The sequence below is a fragment of the Ruminococcus sp. YE71 genome, assembly GCF_900119155.1.
Taxonomy (GTDB): Bacteria; Bacillota; Clostridia; order Oscillospirales; family Ruminococcaceae; genus YE71.
This window is the reverse complement of record NZ_FPIR01000023.1, coordinates 1-23,773: the sequence shown is the minus strand read 5'-3', so window position 1 is coordinate 23,773 and position 23,773 is coordinate 1. Positions and strand designations below refer to the sequence as shown.

The window sequence follows — 23,773 nt, the reverse complement described above, 5'->3', positions numbered from 1 at the left end:
CCTCGCTATCCTTAGAATGAAAATGAATTTTTGATTCCATTCCACATCTTGTCTTTATCAGAAAAGTTTAATGCTGTTCCATCTTTAAGTGTATAACCCTCAGGATCAGCAGAACCCTTATACTCTCCAACAACACTTGGCCAAATAATCCCAATCTCAGGATCATTCCAAGCCAAACCTCCTTCATCATTAGGATGATAGAAATCATCGCACTTGTAGCAAAACTCGGCTATATCAGAAAGCACAAGGAATCCGTGCGCAAAGCCCTTAGGAATAAGAAACTGCTTTTTGTTCTCATTAGTCAGTTCCACGCCGAACCATTTTCCGTATGTATCGCTACCACTACGAAGGTCTACTGCTACATCAAAAACTCTGCCATTGATGACACGAACGAGCTTGGTCTGCGGATACTGCTTCTGAAAGTGAAGACCTCTCAGAACACCCTTCGTTGAACCGCTCTGATTGTCCTGCACAAATGTAATGTTCAGTCCAGCTTCTTCCATATCACGCTGGCTATAAGTCTCCATGAAATATCCGCGGCTGTCACCGTGAACTGCGGGAGTTATCACACACAGCCCCTCGATGCCACCAACGTTCTTTTCAACTGTTATCTGTCCCATCAGAACTCTATCTCCTTTAAGTAACGGCTGAGCGCTTCTTGCCATGTCGGTAGAGGCTCAAATCCGTTAGTCTTTAATTTGCTCTTATCAAGTCTGCTGTTAAACGGTCTTGAAGCCTTGCTTAGACCGTATTCGGCAGTAGTAACGGGAGTTACTTTTGTGTCATAACCTGCCTGCTTGAATATTTCACAAGTGAAGTCGTACCAACTTATGTATCCGCCCTCGTTGGTAGCATGATAGTAACCGTACTTATCTGTTTCAGCCATATCAACGAGCAATCTTGCGAGATCATAGGTGTATGTCGGAGTGCCAATCTGATCGTTGACAACTTTCACTTCGGGATACTTCTTTCCGACATTCAGCATAGTCTTGATGAAATTCTTGCCGTTTACGCCAAACACCCACGCTATACGCACTATATAATACTTTTCAAGAGTTTCAACTACAGCAAGCTCGCCTTCTAGCTTTGACTTTCCATAAACACAAAGCGGTGCGTAGTTCTTATCATCAGGCTGCCAGGGACGCTCTCCCTGGCCGTCAAAAACATAGTCTGTGCTGATATAGATCATCTTTGCGTCAACAACATTGCAGGCTTCTGCAATGTTGCGCGTTCCGTCTGCATTTATGGCAAATACCTTGGGCTGATTTTCCTCGTCCTCTGCAGCATCAACGGCTGTCCATGCAGCACAATGAATGACCGCATCGGGCTTGACGTCGGTTATCGCTTTGGTTACAGCCTCTTTATCGATAATATCGAGCTTTATGTAATCAGCAGAATTGCTGTCGATGATGTCACTGCCTATCGCAGTATGTCCACGCTTTTTCAGCTCGTTGACAACATCATAGCCAAGCTGTCCGCCTACTCCTGTTACAAATACCTTCATACGCTCACTTACCTGTTCTTGTACATTTCTTCGTAGTACTTTTGATAGTTGCCGGAAGTAACATTGTTCATCCATTCCTCGTTCTGGAGGTACCAGTCAATAGTGAGGACTATTCCCTTCTCAAAAGGAGTTTCGGGATACCAGCCAAGGTCATTTTTGATCTTAGTGGGATCAATACCATAACGTCTGTCGTGACCAAGTCTGTCCTCAACGTGCTTGATGAGGTCTTCGGAAATGCCCTCGTCCTTCAGTCTATCATGTAACTGAGAAATGATAGTCTTTACAATAAAGATGTTAGGCTTTTCATTGTGACCGCCGACATTGTAGACCTCACCGATTTTGCCACCGTTTGCAACCATATCTATCGCCTTGCAGTGATCCTCAACATACAGCCAGTCACGAATTTGCATACCGTCACCGTAAACGGGCAGCTGCTTGTGCTGCTTGACGTTGTTTATCATCAGCGGTATCAGCTTCTCAGGGAACTGATAGGGTCCGTAGTTATTCGAGCAACGAGTAATGTTTATCGGCATGCCATATGTATCGTGGAAAGCCATTACAAAATGGTCTGCACTTGCCTTAGAAGAACTGTAGGGGCTATGCGGGTTAATGGGGGTAGTCTCCATGAAGTATCCCTCGGCACCCAACGCACCGTAAACCTCATCAGTTGAAACCTGAAGATATTTCTTGCCTTCTTTCCAGGTCTTCTTCTCTGCATCGTACCATGCTTCCTTAGCACGCTGGAGCAGATTTACCGTACCCATTACATTCGTCTGAACGAATATCTCGGGATTGGCGATAGAGCGATCAACGTGAGATTCAGCAGCGAAGTTGATAACATAATCGAAATCATACTCCGCAAACAGCTTGGTCACGAGTTCCTTATCGCAGATGTCGCCCTGCACAAACACATGACGCTTGTCACCTTCGACACCTTTGAGGTTCTCAAGATTGCCTGCGTAGGTCAGCTTGTCGAGGTTGACGAGCAGTATGTCGTCATACTTTTTCAGCATATAGTAAACAAAGTTCGAGCCAATGAATCCAGCACAACCGGTGATCAAATATTTCTTCATATTAGTACCTAACCTTTCCCTCTGCTACGGCTTTAAGATGTGCGCCATAGGGCGACTTGCCGTATCTCTCTGCGGACTCCATTAGCTTGTCCTTGTCTATCCACTTGTTTATGTATGCAATCTCCTCGGGTGCGGAAATGGTAATTCCCTGTCTCTGTGAGATCATCTGCACGAAATCGGCAGCTTCAACAAGGCTGTCCATTGTTCCGGTGTCCAGCCAAGCAAAACCACGCCCAAGCAGCTGAACATCAAGCAGACTGTTGTCGAGGTACATCTCATTGAGCGTGGTTATTTCAAGCTCGCCACGTGCGGAGGGCTTGACCTGATTTGCTCGCCCAGACACGCCCTTCGGGTAGAAATACAGACCAGTCACCGCATAGTTGGATTTAGGCTGCGCAGGTTTCTCCTCAATTGAGGTAGCTTGTCCGTTCTCGTCAAAGGCAACAACACCAAAACGCTCGGGGTCTTTTACATAGTAGCCAAATACAGTTGCACGCTCATTCTCCTCAGCATTCTTCTTTGCTGCACGGAGAATAGTTCCAAAGCCGTTTCCATAAAATATGTTGTCGCCCAACACCATAGCGCAAGCATCGTCACCTATGAACTCTTCGCCAAGAATAAACGCCTGAGCAAGACCGTCGGGAGATGGCTGAACTTTGTACTGCAAACTTATGCCAAACTGCGAGCCATCACCGAGAAGATTCTCAAAACGAGGAGTGTCATCTGGAGTGCTGATTATGAGTATATCCTTTATATCTGTAAGCATAAGCGTGCTTAGAGGGTAGTAGATCATGGGTTTGTCATATACGGGTAATAACTGTTTGCTAGTTACCATTGTTAACGGATAGAGCCGGGTACCAGCTCCCCCTGCTAATATAATACCTTTCAATAAAAACACCCCTTTACTATTTCTTTTTCAATGAAATAAAGCTTTTAATTTCTTTTAGAATCTTATTTCGACCAATAAATAATATAATAACTGTGAAAACTATTATTGAATATCTAAGAATACTATACATATACCCAAATGTTAGAATTCCTAATACTACAAGAAAAATAAGAGTTGAAATAATAATAATCCTATTATCAAATGGGTTATTAACATCCTCTTTTTTACAAATAATTTGATTAAACACATAGTGTAATACAAGATAGATAATATAGCTTACTAAAGTCGTATATCCTGCTACTATAAAACCATATTTTGGGATAAGGAAATAATTCAATACGAGATTAGCAACAGCTGCAGTAACTGAAGTTATTGTAACTGTGATTTTTGATTCAAAGAATAATTGTATAGAAATATACAACGATGCAACAAACATTATATAGACACTTGATGAAATAGAAGGTACAACCCAAATAGCTGACATATATTGAGAAGAACCCATTATATATATTATCTCTGGTGCAAAAATCGAAGGAATTAATGATATTAAAGCAACTATTAAAATGATTTTTGTTGATACATCTTTGATAGCTTTATAATTCTTATTTTTACAACTTTTATATATCCATGGAATCAAAGAAGCATTTATACTGGTAGTAACAATATTCATAACAATAGAAATAGCATAAGCAACTGAATATATTGCAACATCAGAATTACTGCAATAATATCCAATCATAATTCTATCCGCTAATCCTAGAATAATTCCGGATAAATAATTGGGTAAAAGCGGTAGATTAAACGATATTCCATATCTCCAATATTCACGATTATAGATTAACCTTCCCTTTTTAAGATTATATAAATAGAAAAATACGCCAAAACAAATATCTATAACACAAACAGAAATAATTCTAGCTAATCCTTTTTCTGAATACGAATGTACAAGTAAAAGTCCGAGTAATGGATTTAATATAGCGATAACAATAGTTACGATAACAAGTTTAATGTATTTATAGTCATATCTTTGTTCCATAGTCCAAAACTTCAATGCTGAATACATCAAGCATTGGACAAGCAATAAATTAATTACAAAAAGAGGCAGTTTAACCACATGATGAATAGATGAATAAAAAGTATTAACTAAAATAATACAACACATGACAATTAGTGTTGCTAACGATTGAAATGAAGAAATAATCTTGTATCTTTCACTTTTCGAGTACTTTGTAAAAACATTATTCAATACATCTGCAGCAAGATTGAGTGTAGAAATAATCAAGATTACTTGATACCATGATTGATATAAAGAAAACTCTCCATATTCTTCTTTCGACAGTATTCTTGTGAAAATTGGCACTGTTATAAGAGCAATTCCTCTTTGTACAATACTACATACAGTAAACCAAAATGAAGCTTTGATAGAAGGAGATAGCTTATTATAATACTGTTTGATTAATTGAACTTTCATTAATTATTCTCATTCCTATTTTCTTATGATTCTCTTTATTATTCCTCTTAATCTAAAATATAAAATTGAAAGGAAAATACTCTTTTGAATCGCACGATGTACATTGTGCGATAAAGAATAGTATTTTATAAAATTATTTCGTTGATAAGGTGGTTTTAAGTAATCATCATTAAATGTTCTATTTCCTTGTATTGCCTCATTTATCGCTCTTTTTTCCATACAAATATTATCTAATGATTCAATAAGTTGTAATCCCCTTTCAGAATGTATTAAAAGTAGTGATACTCCCTTTTTATACGAATCTCGAAATATGCTATCTTCACCTAATCCCCAAAAATCTCCAATAGTAAGATCTGCAACATATCTGTTATATTTTCCAAATTTACAGTGATAACAGCTTTGGCGCAGTATAATAGATTTTAAATATGCTAGAGTAAATAAATCATCGTGAACATATTTTTTATATAGAAGATTTTGATCACTTCCCAAAAGAGCCAAACAAGTTCTATTGTAGTCTCGAAATTTTATATCATGAACATCGTTTTTTATTTTTATTTCTGATATGTAATCCATTAATATTTTTGAGGAGGAAACTCCATGGCAAACAAGTTCAACTGTAGTTAAATTCGTATTTATGCCTTTAGTAATAGTCTTTATCGCTGAGATTTGACAAGGAGTACCAATGACCAGAACTTTTTTTTGTTTTCTTAGTTCATGAATTATTTGATCATAGATAATTCTAACATTTGCTTGAACATATTTTGAGCCCTGTGTATTATTTATCTTCTCTAATCTATCAATCCTTTGAAATACTGCAATCTCATTTGGATAATTACTAACTACTGAGAAAACAACTCCCCCAGAAAGAATAGTTTTCTCTTGTAAACAATACGCTAAGCCACCCGATGTGCTAGTTTGTCTAATATTAGAATCTTTACTGACAACTGCATAACAATCTAATATATTATTTGATACCATTGATTCTACATTATTGATCGGGCATTTTGATACACACTTATTACATTTTTTGCATTTAGATTCATCTACAATTGGATAAACAAAACCTGTCAAAGGATCTTTATTCATAGTAATAGCCGAAGAATTACAAATGAACTCACAGACTCCGCATCCAACGCATTTATCCTTCCTACAGATTTCCATATTCTATTTCCCTCTTTAATAACTTTGCTGTATATTCTGGCAATGCCGTTTCATAGTCATTCTTTATTTTTTCAAATTTTAATACTATATATTCCATATCTAAAAAAGCCTTGAGTTTTTTTAATTGAATATTGGGTTTATCTTTTTCAAATAAAATAAGATGGTTTGGATACTTGGATAGAATACTAATTACCGGATCTTTACTGCTAGTACACCAATGAATAATAGGTTTACCAGTTGCAATTAATTCGAATATTTTACTTGGTGTCTGAGTAATGTCTTTATTACCGAATGATAATAGGTATTTTGACTCATTAATCATTTCATTAGCAAGCTTTTTAGATACAACTCCATAGCAGGCTATATTCTTACATTTTTCATTAAATAGCATTATTTTATCAAACACATCACCTCTGCCAGCGAAATCGAAACTATAATTTTCGAACTCAGATATGTTTGACATTATTAAATTCAAAAAAGGTAGAGGATTTCTGTTATAATATGAAAGTGAGCCAATGTATATAAAATTATTCTTTATAATTCCTTTGTCATTATCTTTTGGTGGTTTTAAAATCGGATGTTCAATTTTCGTAAACATCGCATTATATGAAGAAAAATATGTATTAAGATGGTCTTCCCACGATTCGGTAAAAAAGACTCTATTGGAATATTTCAACATCTTCTCTTCAAGCTGAATGTGATTACTTTTGCATAAGTAATAAAAGATTTTATTTCTATATAACCCCACTGAACTGGCAAATTGATCAAATAAAAAAGGCATTATTCTTACATCATCATTATAATTCTTATACTCAACTGATGCTAAAATACTTTCAAAAGGGGCACATGTTGGAATAATAACGTCAATATCAGTTATTTCGTTTAATGCCTTTAAGTAACAATTGATTAAATCCTTATCTATTATTGTTCTCGACAATAAAAAAGACATTGTTTTTTCAAAAATGAATAAATACTTTAATAGATTTCTTTGCTTTTCTACAGATTGTATTTTACATTCCTTTTTATGCCATTTTGATTGAATTCTTATTATTTTATGATTTTTATATTCACATTTTTGTGGTAATTCGTTTTTATAATCAATAGCTATAACAATTATCTCATATTCAGAATCTAACTCTTCGATTATATTACCTAAACATACTCCACCGGCACCATATACTGGATAGTATCCACCCATCAAAAATACAATTTTCTTCATATTTGCATTTCCTTTAACCATTTTTCGAGGTGTTTTTTTGACATATTAATATGTGGAGATAATTTCTTATCAACCTGATCATAATCAATTAAATGATTGTCAATTGCTTCATCTTTATCTACAAGTTGTGAAAGATCAATAAGGTCTAAAATATTAGTTAATCTTAGTGAATTTGCTGTAGGCAAATAAATTCGAAATTCTTTATGATAGATGATTGACAATGCCATTCCGTGAAATGAGGTAACAACTACACCATCTGAATGACTCAACAAATAGAGAAATTCCTGAGGTCCTATATTTCTCATAAATATATCACATTCAACCTTTTTTCTTAATCCTCCTACTGCAATTATCTTTCTTCCGTTAGCTATTTTTCTAATTGCATCATTTGGGATTTCATTTTTTCCAACAGCATATACTAAAATATATGAAGAACAGATATTAACAGAGGGTTTCTTTTCAATTCCCAAATAATAGTTTCTGTCATACAAAAACACTGGATCAATGCAAAAAGCAACATCATTTCTTCCAGCATGAAAAAGTTGTTCTCTACTTTTTGTTTCTCTTACTGAAATGAATTTATAATCAGAAGCGAGTTTAATGATTCTTTTTATCTGTTGGTCACTTAACACAGTTCCCAAACTTGCAGCATAAGAAAACTTATGACTTGATTTTGTAAACTTAAGAAAATATGCTAAATCCCTGCCTCTAGGCATTGTTACATTCCATAACTGATCACTTCCAGTTATAAAAACATCATTACTATCGTAAAAGTCATTCTTTAGCTGAATTATATTACTATACTTTTTAGTCATAACCGAGTAATTATAAAAAAATGATTTGTATGATTTACTTCTTTCGCAAACTGATTTTATGAATATTATATCTTTTATATAATCATATATCATAAAAAGAAGTTTTCTATCATTTGGCTTATAATCTATTATTTTAACGTCATATCCCAGCCCTTTAATGTATTGATATAAAGATGTACTTTGAATTGCTGAACCAACATTATTGCCAACATCATGAATAGTTATGATATAAACTTTTCTCATATTTTTCATTCACCTTTTTATTCCCAGATAGTATTACAAAAAAGTATATTAAAAAATATACTCCCATAAACGTTGTTCCCAAAAACGAACTAATAATGTTTATTAGAACTATTATTTTAATCTCTTTTCTATATGCATCTTTAAAACAAAAAAAATATAAAAATAAGATTATTAAGGAACCAACTATCCCCAAACACCATATATTAAATATCCAACTTGTCATATACTTATTCTCTATTACGTTTCCATAACAATTTCCAAATAATAAAGACCAAAAATCCATTTGGACTATATCTTCAAAAGAGCCTGTTCTAGCATCAAATGCTGACAGACCTGTATTTTTGCCTATGAGTCTAGAAGTGACTTTATTACCATAATCAGATACAACAAAAAGATATGAAACTGATATAATAATCGTTGCCAAAATGATTTTTTTTACATTCAAAGTACGGTTAATAATGTTTGACTCAGTCATCATCCATATAATCCATACCAAACCAGCTAAAAATATACCCATTCCTGAAGTTGATGCTATTATACTTAAAGTCACAATAATAGCATACCAATACTTGCGTTTATCTGTTTCACCGTATTTAAATAATATAATTGGCAATGCCATTCCACAATACTGTGAAAAATGTGATGGTTCATAAAAAAATGAAGTTGGTCTATAAAGTGTTCCAATTCCAACTGTTAATTGTGATTCGTAAGTTTCTGCATAAAGAAAAAAAGGAAGATAACCATGTATTATTCGTCCAAATAAATAGAATGCAATAGTTTGAACTAAGATAAACATACACGCTAATAACGATAACTTAATATAGACAGATATCACATATTCATATTCAAAGAAATCATTTTTAATAGAAAATAGTAATATTAAAATCAATAATATGTACTTTCCAGCTCTTGTAATAATACTTGTCGAACTGACAAAAGAAGGAATAATATTAATTTCATATAATACAATACCTAAAAGCAAATATACAATATATACTCCCCATAAATCAAATTTTGGAAAATTAATTGCTAGTTTTTTCTTTATACACATAACCATAAAAGCGATAATTAGAGATAATGTTCCAAAATCTAACCCCAATGACTTTAATCCATAAACAGAAAGGAAAGGGGTTAGAAAAACAATCCAAATATATAATCGACTCTTTGAATCATATAGTTTCTTCATTTTCACATTTTCACTATGTTTTTCCATATTATCAAACGGATGAATATTGTTACATTCTTCCACCTTTGTAAAATCCTCTTAAACAATTATACAGTTTATTAAATTTATTATTTTCAAAGAAAACTATGCTAATCAAATATTTTACTAAATTCACCCTATATCTTTTATATGGTTTTCCCCACTTTTTTCTTAAATATCTTTCATTTCTGAAAATATAATAATATCTAAAAGCTGTAAGATTTGGGATATGAATTTCTTTTATCCATAAATTCTTTTTTTTAGTTTGACCTGGTTCTTGATAAATATAGGCATCATCAATCAGTTTTATGTATCCAAAATGTTTATATAATCTATAACAAAAATCCTGATCTACTTGGCTTATAAACAATTTATTATCAAAGCCGCCAATCTTGAGATATGTTTCTTTTGAAAAGGTACTACCAGACGTAATAACCCATATAGGTTTTTTATCGCTCTTAACGATTTCATTGGAAAAGATCCGATTATTTGTATGACTATCCCGATATATGATTTTAATACGCGGAGAAGATATTAACAGCTCATTTGTATTATCTATACAATGAATAAGTGATTTCACTGCTTCTTCTGTGGGAACCGTGTCTTGATCAAATGTAGTAATTATCTTAGCACCTTTTGATATAGCCTTTTTACATCCGAAATTTAATGCAAACGCTATTCCGTGGTTTTTCATTAATGGATAATATTTTATATTTTCACACGAAAAAATACAACTATTATCATACGATGAATTATCTACACATATAACGAAATCATATAATTCATTATATCGTTTTATATTTCCTATTACCTCATCACATGGATTATACAGTACTATAACTGCTGCACTTTTCCGCTTATTTTTTTTCATCATGTACACCTTAATTCAATATCATCGATAATAATTCATTCCACGACTTTGTATATGGCTCGGGAATAACAATTGGATGATGTTTCCGAATTATCCTCTTTTCATTATCATTGATTATATATAACATTTTTTTTGCTAGATTCCTATAATCATACGGGTCAAAAAACACAGTTTTATCGTAATCGCCCACTGTTTCATGTGCATATGGCAACTCAGCTAAAAGTATCGGTTTTCCTGTTGATTTATACTCTGAAATCGGCAACCCCCATGTTTCCAAAACTGAGGGAAATATGAGATAATCAGATTCATAATACTTTCTCATCATCATTTCTCGCTCAATTAATCCAAGCCATTTAATGCTTTTTACGTCTTTAAAACTATCTCTAATGTATTTTGAGTATTTATTCTCTGTACCATCTATTGTCAGCCATACTTCAAATTTATCATTATATTTTTGCAGAGCTTTACAAGCTTTTCCTATTATCTCAAAATTTTTAAATGGTCTTGGAAATGCAGAATAGATAAATATTTTTTTATCTTTTAGTAGAAGATCATTCATTTGTATTTGTTCTACGTTAAAATTCGGCTGAGCAACAATTATGTTATTCAGATTATACATTTTCTGAAATTCTTTTCTTATCCACTCTTGCTGAACAATAACATTAGTATTCTTTTTTATATTAATCTTGTATATATATTTATAGAATAAAGACATATAGTATACTGTACTGTTCATCTTTTTTATGATTTTCGATTTCTTTAGGAAAGGAGTTGGATTATGACAATAAACATATCTTTTTTTTGCTATAACGTTTGGTGTCATATCATGAATCGAAAACCAAACATCTATGCTTTTATTTTTCGAATAAAAATAAAAGTATATGTATTCATAATATAGCCTAAATATGTAGTTTTTTCTCGAAAGTGGTAATTCAACCAACTTAATATACTTTTTATATTCCTCAAATAATTCCTTTTTATATACAAACGCTATAACATCATATAAATCACAATAATGATTCTCAATAATAGAAGAAAGAAAATCTTTATATATCGATAGCGTTCCTCCACTATATAGATTGATGCCAGAAATTACCAGAGTCTTTTTTTTCAATTTATATCACCTATTCTATGATTCCTTTAACTTTTCTCTCAAAGCTTTCTGTAGTCAACATTCCTTTGAAGAACATAGTTACTGTTTCTCTTCCAATTGAATTGAGATCTAAATCCTTACCGACTTTGTAATTTATTCCAACATTATACTTATTTACAAAATCCCATGTATCACCATGGATATTATTTATGATAGGGAGACCCATTTCAAAATAATCCATACTTTTCATCGTAAGACCAACACATACAGTGTCTTTCATAATATTTAGACCATAATGACATCCATCAAGAATCTGCTGTTTTTCAGTTCGATCATACACTTTTCCATGATAGATTACTTCCGCACCTGCTGCTTTAACACCTGAGATCAGCTTTTCTCTGTTTTCTCCGTCTCCGATAATATGCAGTGAAACAGGCTTATGCATCTGAATCTGTTTAACAATCTTCACTATCGTATCGATATCAATAATGTTATTAATCGACCCTAAATAACATAAAGCAATTTTGTCCTCCGGCAAATGCAAATGAGGTGTATACTCTATAAAAGGTCTAGCAAGGTATAAGGTCTCAACTTTCATTCCGCTCAACACGTTTTTAAGTTTTTTCCTATACAAGTTGCATTCTGTAACAATACAATCTGCTGATCTTAAATGCCTATCTCGTAAATTTTTCCAGTATGTAAATGGGAATATAGCTTTCACGTTACCCACAGGCATTGTTTCCGGCCAAAGATCAATCAAATCATAAATCAGCTTAACTCTCGGATGTGCATTCTTTATTTTTGAAATGTCTTTAACCAATGAATTAGGTGGTATCAAAGCCCATATCAAATCAATCTTATTTATATGTCGTTCAATATATCTTGAAACATCTTTAGAAAAACAATTATGTGATCTCATTCGCGTTACTGATAAATTCTTAGTATATGGTATAGCAGCAAAGAATTTATAGCCGCTCTTTTTTTCGGTTCTTTTGACTTTATCAATATGTCTGAAATCCGATGAAAGCACAATAACTTTATGTCCCTGTGCTTTAAATGTATCAAAAAGGAGGTCTACTCGATGCTCATATGTGTCAAAGCAGTTAACTATACATATGTTCAATTTTCTCCCTCCGTAGCTTTTATACTTTCACATAGAGAATATTTTCTATAATCCTGCTGATAAACACTTAAAGACTTATCATAATAAAGATTCCCAAATGCCTTATCTACAAGCCCTGTGAACAGCCCCACTAATTTCAATGTCCACTCAAATCCGTGAATCAAATGCACATTTTTTCCATGAGCCTCGCCAATCATCTTGACCATTTCGGAAGTATTGCTGTACTCCTTATTCTGTGGCCAGAAAGTGCCCTGCTCGCCGTTTATGATCATCAGTCTGATAAATTCACAGAGATTCTCAATGTACAGCATCGAGCGTCTGTTTTTGACATAAGGGAATATCGGCAGTTTCTGTGCCATTTTTGACATCAGCGGGTAGTTGCCCTTACTCCCCTTGCCGTAGATCATCGGTGGGCGCAGGATAACGATTTTAAAGTTGTCATCATTTAGAGGTCTTAAACCGTTCTCTGCCTGAACTTTGCTGTCACCATAGCAATTTGCAGGTCTGACAGGAGTATCCTTTGTTATACGCTTACCTTTACCGATTGGAGCACTGTTACCGTAAACAATAGCACTACTCATGAAGATAAACTGTTTCACAACTTCGGCTTTAGCTTTCTTCGCAGTTTCAACAGTAAGGTCGGTATTCACAGCATAGTACAGCTTTTCCTTCTCCTTGCTGATTTTACCGTTATCGGAATGTGCAATACCCGCCACATGAAAAACAGTATCATACCCAGAGAAATCCTTACTCTTCCAAGCATCACCGATCATGTCCACAGTATCGATCTGATACTCATCGCCGAATTGCGCCATGTATTTTTCAAACGAAGTGCCTATGTAGCTGTTTGCACCCGTTATGAGAATCTTCTTCATTTACGACACCTTTTCCTGCTTGTGCATCTCACCGGTTCCGCCCTCAACAACACCATCGCTCTTGAGAACAGCCTTGACCGAATCGACAAACACCTTAACATCCATCATAAATCCCGACCAGCTCGACTTCTTGAGTGCGGTCGCATACTCGCCGTCCAGCTTTGCCTTGTCGGGAATTTCAAGCTCGTCTCTGCCGTGTGCCTGAGCAAGACCTGTAAGACCGGGCTTTATATCATTTGCTCCGTACTTGTCACGCTCGGCGGTGAGGTAATCCTGATTCCACAGCGCGGGACGGGGTCCTATCACGCTCATGTTGCCGACGAAGATGTTCCACAGCTGGGGCAGCTCGTCGATCGAGAGCTTTCGGAACAGCTTGCCGCTTTTCAGCAGGTACTGCTCGGGGTTGTCGAGCATATGGGTCGGTACGTTTTTGGGCGTGTTCAGCTTCATGGAACGGAACTTCATAAGCTCGAAGTAGCCCTTCGACTGAGCAACTCGCTTCTGCTTGAACAGTGCGGGACCCGGGTCGTCGCGTTTTATCGCTATCGTTGCGAAAGCGTACAGCGGGGAAAGTACGACCATTCCGCCGAAAGAAAGAATAACGTCGAACCCGCGCTTGATGTATCTATCGTAAAAAGTGGGCGTGTAGGTGCTTTTACCGACGGCTTCAAGATGCCCCTGCTTGCCGTCCGCATTCATGGGATCGTTCTCATTCTCGACGAAAACGACCTTTTTGCCCTTCATGGGGTTCTGCTCCTCAGGGCGGTCGGCGTATTCGGACTTCGGCTTCTGTTTCTTTGCAATAGCTCGCATAATAACGAAAGCCGCACCAAGCGCAACACCCGAATATGTAGCTGTCTTTATCAGTTTCTTTTTGAAATCGGACATTTCTCCACCCACTTTTCAGAAAATCTTGCCGTAATCGACCTTTGTTTTCGGCGGTACCGTCTGATTCGAGCGAACCGTTGCGTTGCAATCGATGTGGCACCCCTCGCCGACAACCGAATTGTGATTGACCACAGCTCCGCTCGAAATGATACAGCACCGATCAACCTTTACCGCTGTGCTTATCACCGACATTGGCTCAATGACGCAACCCTCGGCTATTTTTGCAGATGGGCTAACATAAGCCTTCGGACTGATGAACGACACGATCTCGTACCCCGCGGCTTTCAGCTTGTCCGTGACCGCAAGGCGGATATCGGCGTCGCCTATCGCCACAATTGCGCACTGGTACCTGTCGGTGAACTTTGCGCAGTCCGCAAGTGTACCGATTGCCTCTTCACTGTGGTCGTCGAGGAAATCTATCTTGTCATACATATTCAGCGCACGAGCAGACTCTTTCAGCATTGCGCCGTATTGTCCTGCGCCTATTATAAGTAAATTATTCATCAGAAAAAGTCCGCCTGTTCTTCGCCCGTCCAATTCGTATCGTTCAGGCGATCATTTTCAACAAGATTCACATACACCTTACTGCCCCTCGCAGCCAATGACTCAATGCAAAACAGCTTAGAAAACGTAGTTTCAGCTAACGCCTTTCCATCAGCGAATTCCATCTGCTTATCTTCAATCACCGCCACAACCGGTGACTCGATCTTCGCCACAAACTGCTCGACCCTATAAGTCATAATGATCTCACCAATTATTTTCCCAAAGTAATAAAATTTGTCAAAAGCCCCCAAAAAGCACTATATAAGCAACTTTTCAGTCACCATTGACGAATACCTGACGTTAGCTTTAAAGATCTTTGCAAATATTCATCAGCAGTTCAGCCAACTCATCTGTCAGCTTACCCTGCCGTTTCTTCTGCATCTGAGTACAGCGCCACTTAACAAGGTCAAGGTCATTATAGCGATCCTTACTCGCTGGGTGTCTGCCGAACTTTTGCAGGTACTCCATGTAACTGTCGTAGTATTTCATAAAGACTTCGTTTTTGCGTCTCTGACGCAGATTTTCAAGCGGTATGCCAGCCTCTTTAAACCGCTCGACGCGGTGCGCCTGCATATTTCCGGCTAAATACAAAACGACCTGACTTTTATACCATTTTCCCAGCTTGTATCCATCAACAACCTCATTGATGCCCGGCAGGCTGCCAAACTCTTTGAAATAGCTTCTAAGCCTATTGAAAGCGTTCAACCACTCTTCTTCATGTTTGTCCCAGGTAAAACCAATCGAATCAAGCATCGCAATACGTTCTTCCGACAGCTGCCCGCGATACCTTGCGGTACGCTGAGAGTTCGCCCAAACGTATAGAACCTTTAATTCCGGGTCTGACTTTACATCGGCATAATTCGGGAAACGTCCATGCTGCTTCACGAATTCTCCGAGCCTATCACAGTTTTCCTGCCAATACTCTGCCATACCCTTAGTGATCTCGCAACCAATCGCAATAAGCTTTTGGGCTTTGTCTTCCTCAAGCGTACCATTGCGGTACTTGTTTTTTTGCGTTGTGACCCATCTGTACAGGCTTGTCTTGTCTGAACCGAACTCCGATTTTTTCGGGAAATGCCCCAGCGACTCTACGGTGGACTTTAGTTCTTCATAAAATGTCTGCCAGCTTGCTTCATTGACATCCCAAGGAAAATCAATGCTGTTGAGCTTGTCAACACGATTCTTTGACAGCTTGCCCTGATTGTTCAGAGTTCGCTGCTGATTAGCCCATTTGCCGATCAGAACTCCCTCATAAGAGGTATTTCCGTCCGGGAAAGCATGATACTTCTCGGCGTACTCTTTGAGCAGCTCGAAGTTGAAATCCCAACTGTTGGCGAAAGTGTCATTCAACTCATTGAGTATCTCTCTGATGTCACGAACGTAGTCGTAAAGCTCAAATTCGATCTCATCATCGTAATCGCCCTCGCCTCGGGCTATTTCCATGAAACCTGCGTACTGCTGTGCTGTATCGCCTGTCTCATAGTTGTTTACAATATCAAAGATCACAGGCTTCTTCTTTGAATCGGAACAAGCCAGCGCACGTCCAAGCTGCTGATAGAAAACATTTGCTGATTGGGTAGCGCGAAGCATTATAACTCCGTCCACGTCATCAAAGTGAACGCCTTCGTTCAGCATATCAATGCAGAACAACAGCTTCAAAGCGCTGTCACTCTTGTCATTCCTGAAATCCTCGAATTGTTTGTCTGATGCGCTGTTCTGCGCGTAGACTGTATATTTATGTATATCGCGGTTGACCTTTTCAAACCACGAATCGCACTCGTTGACCATTCGCCGAAGCTGCTCAACGTTCGGGCAGAAAACAATGAACTTGCCCGCCTTGTTGCGGATATGCTTTTCGAATATTTTTTCGATGCCGACATCAAGCTCCGCTATCATCGACTTCGCTTTTCTGATCTTGCCCAGCAAAGCATTTTTCAGTCTCGGATTGCCCGATTGCTCGGCTTTCATTTCAAGCTGTTCTATGTCACCCCGAAAGCTATACCACGAAGTAACGTAAACAGGCAGCGGTAGTATTTTGCGCCTTATCGCTTCGGCAAGACTCATGTTCACGGCATAGACACCGTTAAACAGTTCGTCCGCCATATTGCGCCCGCTGTCTAGGTAGCGTATCGGAGTTGCCGACGTTCCGAATACCTTAGCGTTCGGGTTGCTGTCAAGCAATCTCTGTACACCCTGCCCCCACTCATCAGCACCGCAGCGGTGAAACTCGTCCAGTACGATGTAGTTGTACTCAGAGAACGCTTCGGTCTGCGACAGCTTGGTATATGTGAGAAAATCGGTGTTATCAAGTGAAATCCTGTTCTCGTCAGCAAGCGACTTCATCTGCTCAAATATGTAAGTCGATGGAGAGCAGACCGCAAAGCGTTTATCAGCATTATCCTCGATGAGCTGCATAATGAGATAACTCTTGCCCGTGCCCGTCGGCTGTACCGCCGCGACCCTCTGCTCCGTCTGAAAAAGGCTCACCATGTTCGCATAAGTTTCACTGTTGTGTTTATGCAGGATCATAGCCTCACCTTCTCAGTTTATGGGTCAATGGGTGGAGAATTATTCTCGCGAAATATGTTAATTTACAACAAACCCGCAGAAAATGCCGAAATATCAGCATTCCCGAACTTTAACCGACCAACTCTTGACTGACATCTGACGTTAAACTGCCCACCCCAGCTTGTCCATCAGCTTGCGTTTTCTGTCCATGTCGGAATGCACATAAAGATTCATTGTCAGCTCAATGCGGCTGTGTCCTAATATCTCCGAAAGTGTCTTGACATCGAACCCTGCTGCGATCGCATTCGATGCTGCCGCGTGCCGCAGGCTGTGGAATCTCACTGACGGCAGATCTACGTTTTTCAGGATCTTTGCAAAATGATACTGCATCGTTCGCGGCTCGGCAGGCTTGGTGCTGTCGCTCACAATGTAGTGACTGCTGTCGCTTTTCAGACTTTCGAGCACAGAAAAAACGCCCGTAGGGATAGGAATCTCGCGGGCAGAAGTCTGGCTTTTGGGCGATGAAATGATAACCTTGGTCTTGTGTTCTCCATCATTTACCGAGATGCGCTGAACGGTTCGCCTGACCGTCAGCGTGCGGTTCCTGAAATCAATATCCTCCCACATCAGACCGCAGACCTCGCCCACGCGCAGTCCCATAGCGAGCGCAAGCGTGATCCCGAGCGTTATCGGATTATTATGATTTTTCAAATATGCTTTCAGCTTTTTCTGCTCGCTCTCAGTCAGTATTTTTACTTCTGGTTTTGTGCTTTTGGGCATAATGATATTATTGAACGGATTTAACACACTGTACTCCCTCTGAACATACTTGAACACCGTTTTCAGCAGCACCATGATGTCGGCAACATAGCGCGGAGAAAGACCGCTGTTCAGCTTTTCCTGCATGAAGCCATACGCCGATTTAGAGCTGATCTCACAGCACATTGTATCGCCAAAATGCGGTATAATGTGCTTTTCTATTTTCATACGGTAGTTTGCCAGCGTAGACTCCTTGACCCTGTGACTGCTGACCGACAGCCATTCGGCGCACAGTTCCTTGACGGTCATTTCCGTTAATTTGACCTCTACCGAAGCCATGACCGACGCTATCAGTTTGCTCTCCGCTTCTTCTTTCGTACTCCCGTAAAATGACTTTGAGCGACGTTTTCCGTTAAACACCCCAAGCGACAGCCGTGACTCCCAGCGACCGTCTCTGCGCAAATATGTACTTCCTACACCCATCTCGTTTTCCTCCAAACTAAAAAATTATCAAATTATGGCGCGATTCCCATGTAAATTCTATCATATTCACAAAATCATCACTATTCGCTTGACAATGATTAATATAAATGATATAATAATATACTGTAAAAAGCATTAAATAGGCTGTTCTTGCAACACCTATTATACTACATCAATTCGCGATATAACATATTTCGCGACAAACCGAGATAGCCGAATCAGCGCTATTTCGGCGTTTTTATTTTGCAAGCAGATTTATGATATCCTTACCTTTTTTCTCAGCATAATTCACCGCCTTGTACGCTCCGCCGCTATTATGCTCAACAGCACAGATCACAAGGTCACTTCTGTCGATCATGCTCTTGTTTCTCTCAAAGATAGCCGCTTTCGGGTGTGCCTTTGAGGATTCCTCGCAAATTTGTATTTCATCATAATAGGCTTCGTAGCTTTCACGGTTATCGCGGTACTCTGCCCGTTCATACGGCAGCACAAGTATCAGCAACGCATTTCCGCAAGCGTAGTCACCGATCGCCTTTCGTACAGTTGAAGCCGCCAGTTGATCGAAATCGCCGTCCCTGCCTACAAGAAATTCGACGTACTCTTTTGAGTTTATCAATTCCCGCAGGATCGTGGTCAAAGGTTCCTCCAGCGCAAACATATTCGGCAGTTCCCTATGCCCGAAAAACGTCACCGTGTAAATATTCATACCGCACCGCCTCAGAATCCGCTTAGGAAATCCGACGAAATTTTTACCGTCAACTTGCTTTTTGAAAGTCGATAAAGTATAATAAATACGTGGGGTTTATGACTTTTCGCAAAGTCTGTGATTTCAGGGCGAAACTGTTCAGAAGCCTGATTTTACAGGCTTTTTGTATTTTCCTTGACGGCAAATTACGTTAAGCTCCCATCGTCATGAGGTCCATGCAGGACTTTTTGTGGCTCATAGACGAATGCACATAACGATCAAGAGTTATCTGAGATGAAGAGTGTCCGAGTATCTCGGAAAGTGTTTTTACGTCAAATCCGATCTCTATGGCTTCTGAAGCCATTTTGTGACGAAGGCTATGGTAGGTGAAGCTGCCGAGCCCGAGCCTGTTAAGTATGCTCTTAAATCGGTATTGCAGCGTTCTCGGCTCAATAGGCGTTCCCGTTCCCGTCAGCACATAGCTGTCGGGCTTTCTTTTTAACTCCGTAAGCATCGGCACAAGGCACTCGGGAATGGGTATCTCACGCTTGGATGACTGGCTTTTAGGCTCTGTTATGATGATTTTTGTCTTGCTGCTGCCGTCATAATTCTGTATGCGCTGCATAGTGTGTCTGACGTAAAGCACACGCTTTTCTATGTCAATATCCTGCCAGCGAAGCGCGCAGACCTCGCCTATTCTCATGCCCGTAAAAAGCGACAGCGCCACGGCGAGAGTCGTTTCGTTATGGTTCGTATTTATGTAGTACACGAGCTTTCGCTTTTCCTCGGCAGTCATAATATTTATCTCGGGCTTCGCTTTCTTGGGTAGCACTACACCCTCGATAACGTTTGTAATGTTGTATTCGTTCGCTGCATAGCGATACATCGCCTTCATCACCGTTATAATATCGCCCACATACCTTGCGGAAAGCCCCTGGTTCAGCTTTTTCTGAATGAACTCGGAGATCATCCTTGTCTTGATCGAAGCGCATACTTTAGCCCCAAATTCGGGCAGTATATGGCGTTCTATTTTCATGCGGTAGTTGGAAGCGGTTGAGTCCTTTATCCTGTTTTTCATAACAAAAAGCCATTCCCACGCAAGCTCTCTGACGGTCATTACCGTTATACTTTCACCGCTGGTTATCCTGCCGCCCGTTTCCTCCATCATCTTGTATTCCGCTTCTTCCTGCGTTTTACCGTAGAAAGAGCGGTATTTTTTATGCCCGTTCTTATCTTCAACACGAATGCGGCACTCCCAGCGCCCGTCCTTTCGTTTGTAAGTTGTTCCCTTATTCATATATTCCTCCGTAAAAAATCTCTGTAAAATCTTGCTTTTCACACATTTTTCATTGACAAACACCGCAAAATCGTGTATAATATAAGTGTTGAGATAGTGCTCTGACGGCATTTCTCAAAATCACAGACTTTGCGAAAGCTTGTATATGTGAGACCATTTTCGTCATTTCCAAAGAACCGTATATCGCTGCATAATTGATATTCGATTGGTAATCTCTCCGATATCCTTTTCGACGGTAAATCTATCGTCAGATTTACCTATCTCTTTTGGCAGGATAAACTCAAACTGCCCGGCAGCCGGGCTGACGAGGCAAGGTTTTAGAAAAATCATTTCTTCCGAGTTAGTCTCAAAAACTAAGATATTTCAACAAGTTCGTCAGTCCTTGGCTTGACGAACTTTTCCGCTATTATAAGCTACCGTGTGCATCGGTAAACAGGAGAATGAGTGATGATGGAATGGAAACGCAATTTTGAGAAGGTTATTCTCGACCGCGGCAAAGAATATTTTGAAAGCGGACTTGTCGAGGACATGGAGACAGACACTGATGAGATAACTGCAATCGTGATCGGCAGCGACGAATATGAGGTCACTATCGAGCTTGACAATAATGAAGTCGGCGAAATGTACTGCACCTGTCCTTATGCCGACGAGGGCTATTATTGCAAGCACATGGCTGCGGTGATGTATGCCTATGAAGCTGCGCCGAAAGCAAACTACCAGACTAAAAAACACAAAACAAACGCCGAGGAGCTTGTTTCCAATGCCGATGAAAAGACCATCCGCGAGTTTCTGATAAACGCTCTGAAAAAAGACAAAAAGCTGCTGGACAGCTTTGCACTTACTGTCAGCAGCAGTTCGGATGATATTGATATTTCTTCATACAAGCAGCGGATAAACAGCCTTATCAACAAGCACACCGACCGCTACGGATTTATTGATTACTACGCTGCCGACGATTTTATTGACGACGCTGTTGATTTTATTAACAACGAGATAAACGGGCTTATCGACAAGGGCTACACAACAGCGGCTTTTGAGGTAAGCTGCTGCCTTTTTAAAAAGGTCTCTGACGTTGATATGGACGATTCAGACGGCGGACTCAGTTACTTCGGCAGTGAAATGCTTGATACATGGCTGAATATACTCGAATATGCCGACGGGAATGAGAAACGGGATATGTTCAGTTTCTTTCTCTCACATCTCAGCGACTGGGTCATCGATTACATGGAGGACTATGTCGAAAATATAATTTTTGATTCTTTCAACGAACCCGAATACCTCGATTGCAAGCTGAAATTTGTTGACGACAGAATATCCGTATCCGATGATTGGCACAAAAAGCACTGGATAATCCGCCGCGTCCACCTGATGGAACAAATGAATTTCACCGAAAACGAATATTTAGCATACTGCAAAGAATATTACGACGAGCGTTCTGTTCGTGAGGTGCTTGTGAACTACTATCTCAATCGGGAAAGAAAAGAAGAAGCTATAGCTATTCTTGAAGATTCTCTTGCAAACTATACTACAAATCCCATGACAGCAGGCGAGCTTCACTGTCAGCTCAAAGAGCTGTACAAAGATATTGGCAATGAGGAAAAATATCGTGAGCACTTGTGGGTGCTTGTGACCGGGCATTGTATCCTCAATCATTTCTGTGAAATGAAAACGCTGTACCCTGCCGATGAATGGCAGTCGGTTCGGGAAAGAGTATTTCAGGCAAACACTTCATATACGCTCATGCAGCTTTACAACGAAGAAAAACTGTACGACAGACTAATGGCAGAGCTTGAAAGGGAAGGCACCACGTCATACACAAAAGAATACGAAAATGTGCTGAACAAGCTCTACCCCGATAGAATGTTGAAGCTGTATGCCGATCATCTGAACCGTGAAGCAAGAACCACTGCCAAACGCACTACCTATGCTTACTGGGCAGGTGAACTGAAGCATATGCTGACGATCAAGGGCGGCAAAAAAGTGGTGGCAGAAATCATTGCAGACTGGCGTGTTCGGTACAGAAATCGACCTGCGATGATGCAGGAACTTAAAAGTGTGAATATATGAAAAAAGCGCTGTGCCTCCGAGCAGGAAGTACAGCGCTGAAATATTGTCATTCAAAGAAGCCAATTATCATCTATCTCGTTTTTCAGTTTCTCAAAAACCGAGACGAAATCAGCCTTTATCTTTCTAATTGAATCGAGAGTCTGCTCATCGCTATAAGTATGTGCAAGCAGATTCCGCACCTCGAGAAGCTCAAGCCAAGCATCCTCATCGGTTATCATTCCCGACTGAAAAGCAATCTTTATTATCTGCCTCGGAGATCCGCTCGATGCCTCGTGCCTGCCATGAAGCTCCAACAATTCCTTCATCAGCTTCCAAGACTGTTCAAAGCAAATCTCGAAAAGTCCGACTATTCCCGTCTGCTCAACTATGGTGTAGGGCGGTTCAAGCTGTGTGCCGATTTTCAGATTGCCAAGCGCCTTGCAAAAATTTTCATATTTTTTCATAGATGACAACCCCATATTTTTCTATTTCAGACCTGAGCTCAGCAGAGACTACCCTGTTCATATCGACAACGTCAAACATAAGCAGCGTCCTGACTTCTTCCTCTATGTCCAGAGAAAACATGGCAACGTTACCCCCATAAACAGCAAGGTCGATGTCGCTGGTCTTTGAGTTAGTTCCCTTAGCCCGTGATCCAAAAAGAACGATTTTCTCAACGTCATACCTACAAGCGATGGCACTGATTTCATTAATAATGCTTTCAGATAAATTATACATTATTTTTCGTCCCCAAGCAATATGAAAATATTACACTCGAATTTGCGGTTAACTGAAATTGAGTGACAAGCGAGTGATTTGTAACAATCTACAAATATCAGACAATCAAATTGTAGAAAATCACAACGGTTTCATATTCATCTTGAGAAGATTCATATATGTGAAAAGCCCGCAAACCGTGTGTTTGCGGGCTTTTTGTAACTCCCCCTGTTGGACTCGAACCAACGACCCTGCGGTTAACAGCCGCATGCTCTACCGACTGAGCTAAGGAGGAATATATGAAAG

General features: G+C 39.1%; 23 protein-coding genes and 1 tRNA gene. 1 reads left to right on the top strand and 23 read right to left on the bottom strand.

Translation table 11 applies throughout. The features are described from left to right. Positions 1 to 11: 11 nt before the first annotated feature. From rfbC to BT142_RS16295, 20 genes are all read right to left on the bottom strand, one after another. Positions 12 to 620, bottom strand: a complete 609-nt coding sequence (gene rfbC, locus BT142_RS16390; protein WP_072419259.1) for a dTDP-4-dehydrorhamnose 3,5-epimerase — start codon at positions 618 to 620, stop codon at positions 12 to 14. Continuing rightward, positions 620 to 1,504: a dTDP-4-dehydrorhamnose reductase gene (rfbD, locus tag BT142_RS16385; RefSeq protein WP_072419258.1), complete on the bottom strand. Its 885-nt coding sequence runs from the start codon at positions 1,502 to 1,504 to the stop codon at positions 620 to 622. The genes rfbC and rfbD overlap by 1 nt, the downstream gene beginning before the upstream one ends. Before the next feature lie 8 nt (positions 1,505 to 1,512). Beyond that, a complete protein-coding gene (rfbB, locus tag BT142_RS16380; RefSeq protein ID WP_072419257.1) occupies positions 1,513 to 2,577 on the bottom strand; it encodes a dTDP-glucose 4,6-dehydratase in 1,065 nt (354 codons plus the stop codon). A 1-nt stretch (position 2,578) separates the two neighbouring features. Then, positions 2,579 to 3,466, bottom strand: a complete 888-nt coding sequence (gene rfbA / locus BT142_RS16375; RefSeq protein WP_072419256.1) for a glucose-1-phosphate thymidylyltransferase RfbA — start codon at positions 3,464 to 3,466, stop codon at positions 2,579 to 2,581. Between the two features lie 16 nt (positions 3,467 to 3,482). Continuing rightward, positions 3,483 to 4,937: a lipopolysaccharide biosynthesis protein gene (locus BT142_RS16370; RefSeq protein WP_072419255.1), complete on the bottom strand. Its 1,455-nt coding sequence runs from the start codon at positions 4,935 to 4,937 to the stop codon at positions 3,483 to 3,485. A 15-nt stretch (positions 4,938 to 4,952) separates the two neighbouring features. Then, positions 4,953 to 6,098 carry a Coenzyme F420 hydrogenase/dehydrogenase, beta subunit C-terminal domain gene (locus BT142_RS16365; RefSeq protein ID WP_072419254.1) on the bottom strand — a complete coding sequence of 382 codons (1,146 nt, stop codon included), beginning with the start codon at positions 6,096 to 6,098 and terminating at the stop codon, positions 4,953 to 4,955. Continuing rightward, positions 6,085 to 7,317, bottom strand: coding sequence for a glycosyltransferase family protein (locus BT142_RS16360; RefSeq protein WP_072419253.1), 1,233 nt, complete (start codon positions 7,315 to 7,317; stop codon positions 6,085 to 6,087). Before BT142_RS16360 ends, BT142_RS16365 begins: the two co-directional genes overlap by 14 nt. Beyond that, positions 7,314 to 8,375, bottom strand: coding sequence for a polysaccharide pyruvyl transferase family protein (locus BT142_RS16355; protein WP_072419252.1), 1,062 nt, complete (start codon positions 8,373 to 8,375; stop codon positions 7,314 to 7,316). Before BT142_RS16355 ends, BT142_RS16360 begins: the two co-directional genes overlap by 4 nt. After that, on the bottom strand, positions 8,344 to 9,624 hold the full coding sequence (locus tag BT142_RS16350) for a hypothetical protein (RefSeq protein ID WP_139182276.1): 1,281 nt from the start codon (positions 9,622 to 9,624) through the stop codon (positions 8,344 to 8,346). Before BT142_RS16350 ends, BT142_RS16355 begins: the two co-directional genes overlap by 32 nt. Next, positions 9,611 to 10,450 carry a glycosyltransferase gene (locus BT142_RS16345; protein WP_072419250.1) on the bottom strand — a complete coding sequence of 280 codons (840 nt, stop codon included), beginning with the start codon at positions 10,448 to 10,450 and terminating at the stop codon, positions 9,611 to 9,613. Before BT142_RS16345 ends, BT142_RS16350 begins: the two co-directional genes overlap by 14 nt. 10 nt (positions 10,451 to 10,460) lie before the next feature. Beyond that, on the bottom strand, positions 10,461 to 11,564 hold the full coding sequence (locus BT142_RS16340; RefSeq protein WP_072419249.1) for a glycosyltransferase: 1,104 nt from the start codon (positions 11,562 to 11,564) through the stop codon (positions 10,461 to 10,463). A 10-nt stretch (positions 11,565 to 11,574) separates the two neighbouring features. Then, positions 11,575 to 12,666, bottom strand: coding sequence for a glycosyltransferase (locus tag BT142_RS16335; RefSeq protein ID WP_072419248.1), 1,092 nt, complete (start codon positions 12,664 to 12,666; stop codon positions 11,575 to 11,577). Beyond that, on the bottom strand, positions 12,663 to 13,541 hold the full coding sequence (locus BT142_RS16330; protein WP_072419247.1) for an NAD-dependent epimerase/dehydratase family protein: 879 nt from the start codon (positions 13,539 to 13,541) through the stop codon (positions 12,663 to 12,665). The genes BT142_RS16335 and BT142_RS16330 overlap by 4 nt, the downstream gene beginning before the upstream one ends. After that, positions 13,542 to 14,429, bottom strand: a complete 888-nt coding sequence (locus BT142_RS16325; protein ID WP_072419246.1) for a sugar transferase — start codon at positions 14,427 to 14,429, stop codon at positions 13,542 to 13,544. A 15-nt stretch (positions 14,430 to 14,444) separates the two neighbouring features. Beyond that, a complete protein-coding gene (locus BT142_RS16320) occupies positions 14,445 to 14,933 on the bottom strand; it encodes a PglD-related sugar-binding protein (protein ID WP_072419245.1) in 489 nt (162 codons plus the stop codon). Continuing rightward, positions 14,933 to 15,145, bottom strand: a complete 213-nt coding sequence (locus tag BT142_RS16315; RefSeq protein WP_242872020.1) for a hypothetical protein — start codon at positions 15,143 to 15,145, stop codon at positions 14,933 to 14,935. The genes BT142_RS16320 and BT142_RS16315 overlap by 1 nt, the downstream gene beginning before the upstream one ends. A 133-nt stretch (positions 15,146 to 15,278) precedes the next feature. Then, positions 15,279 to 17,501 carry a Helicase associated domain protein gene (locus tag BT142_RS16310; RefSeq protein WP_072419244.1) on the bottom strand — a complete coding sequence of 741 codons (2,223 nt, stop codon included), beginning with the start codon at positions 17,499 to 17,501 and terminating at the stop codon, positions 15,279 to 15,281. 141 nt (positions 17,502 to 17,642) lie between these two features. Beyond that, positions 17,643 to 18,701, bottom strand: coding sequence for a tyrosine-type recombinase/integrase (locus BT142_RS16305; protein WP_242872019.1), 1,059 nt, complete (start codon positions 18,699 to 18,701; stop codon positions 17,643 to 17,645). A gap of 259 nt (positions 18,702 to 18,960) precedes the next feature. After that, positions 18,961 to 19,428 carry a hypothetical protein gene (locus BT142_RS16300; RefSeq protein WP_072419242.1) on the bottom strand — a complete coding sequence of 156 codons (468 nt, stop codon included), beginning with the start codon at positions 19,426 to 19,428 and terminating at the stop codon, positions 18,961 to 18,963. 190 nt (positions 19,429 to 19,618) lie between these two features. After that, entirely contained in the window at positions 19,619 to 20,704 is a 1,086-nt protein-coding gene (locus tag BT142_RS16295; protein WP_072419241.1) for a tyrosine-type recombinase/integrase, read from the bottom strand. A 447-nt stretch (positions 20,705 to 21,151) separates the two neighbouring features. Between BT142_RS16295 and BT142_RS16290 the strand changes: the two genes are divergently transcribed. Further along, on the top strand, positions 21,152 to 22,771 hold the full coding sequence (locus BT142_RS16290) for an SWIM zinc finger family protein (RefSeq protein ID WP_072419240.1): 1,620 nt from the start codon (positions 21,152 to 21,154) through the stop codon (positions 22,769 to 22,771). 50 nt (positions 22,772 to 22,821) lie between these two features. On the opposite strand, the gene BT142_RS16285 is transcribed toward BT142_RS16290, so the two are convergent. The 3 genes from BT142_RS16285 to BT142_RS16275 all read right to left on the bottom strand — a co-directional run bounded on the left by BT142_RS16285 (position 22,822) and on the right by BT142_RS16275 (position 23,762). After that, positions 22,822 to 23,214 carry an HI0074 family nucleotidyltransferase substrate-binding subunit gene (locus tag BT142_RS16285; protein WP_072419239.1) on the bottom strand — a complete coding sequence of 131 codons (393 nt, stop codon included), beginning with the start codon at positions 23,212 to 23,214 and terminating at the stop codon, positions 22,822 to 22,824. Next, positions 23,201 to 23,488: a nucleotidyltransferase family protein gene (locus BT142_RS16280; protein WP_072419238.1), complete on the bottom strand. Its 288-nt coding sequence runs from the start codon at positions 23,486 to 23,488 to the stop codon at positions 23,201 to 23,203. Before BT142_RS16280 ends, BT142_RS16285 begins: the two co-directional genes overlap by 14 nt. Positions 23,489 to 23,689: 201 nt before the next feature. Next, positions 23,690 to 23,762, bottom strand: a tRNA-Asn gene (locus BT142_RS16275). Between the last annotated feature and the right edge of the window lie 11 nt (positions 23,763 to 23,773).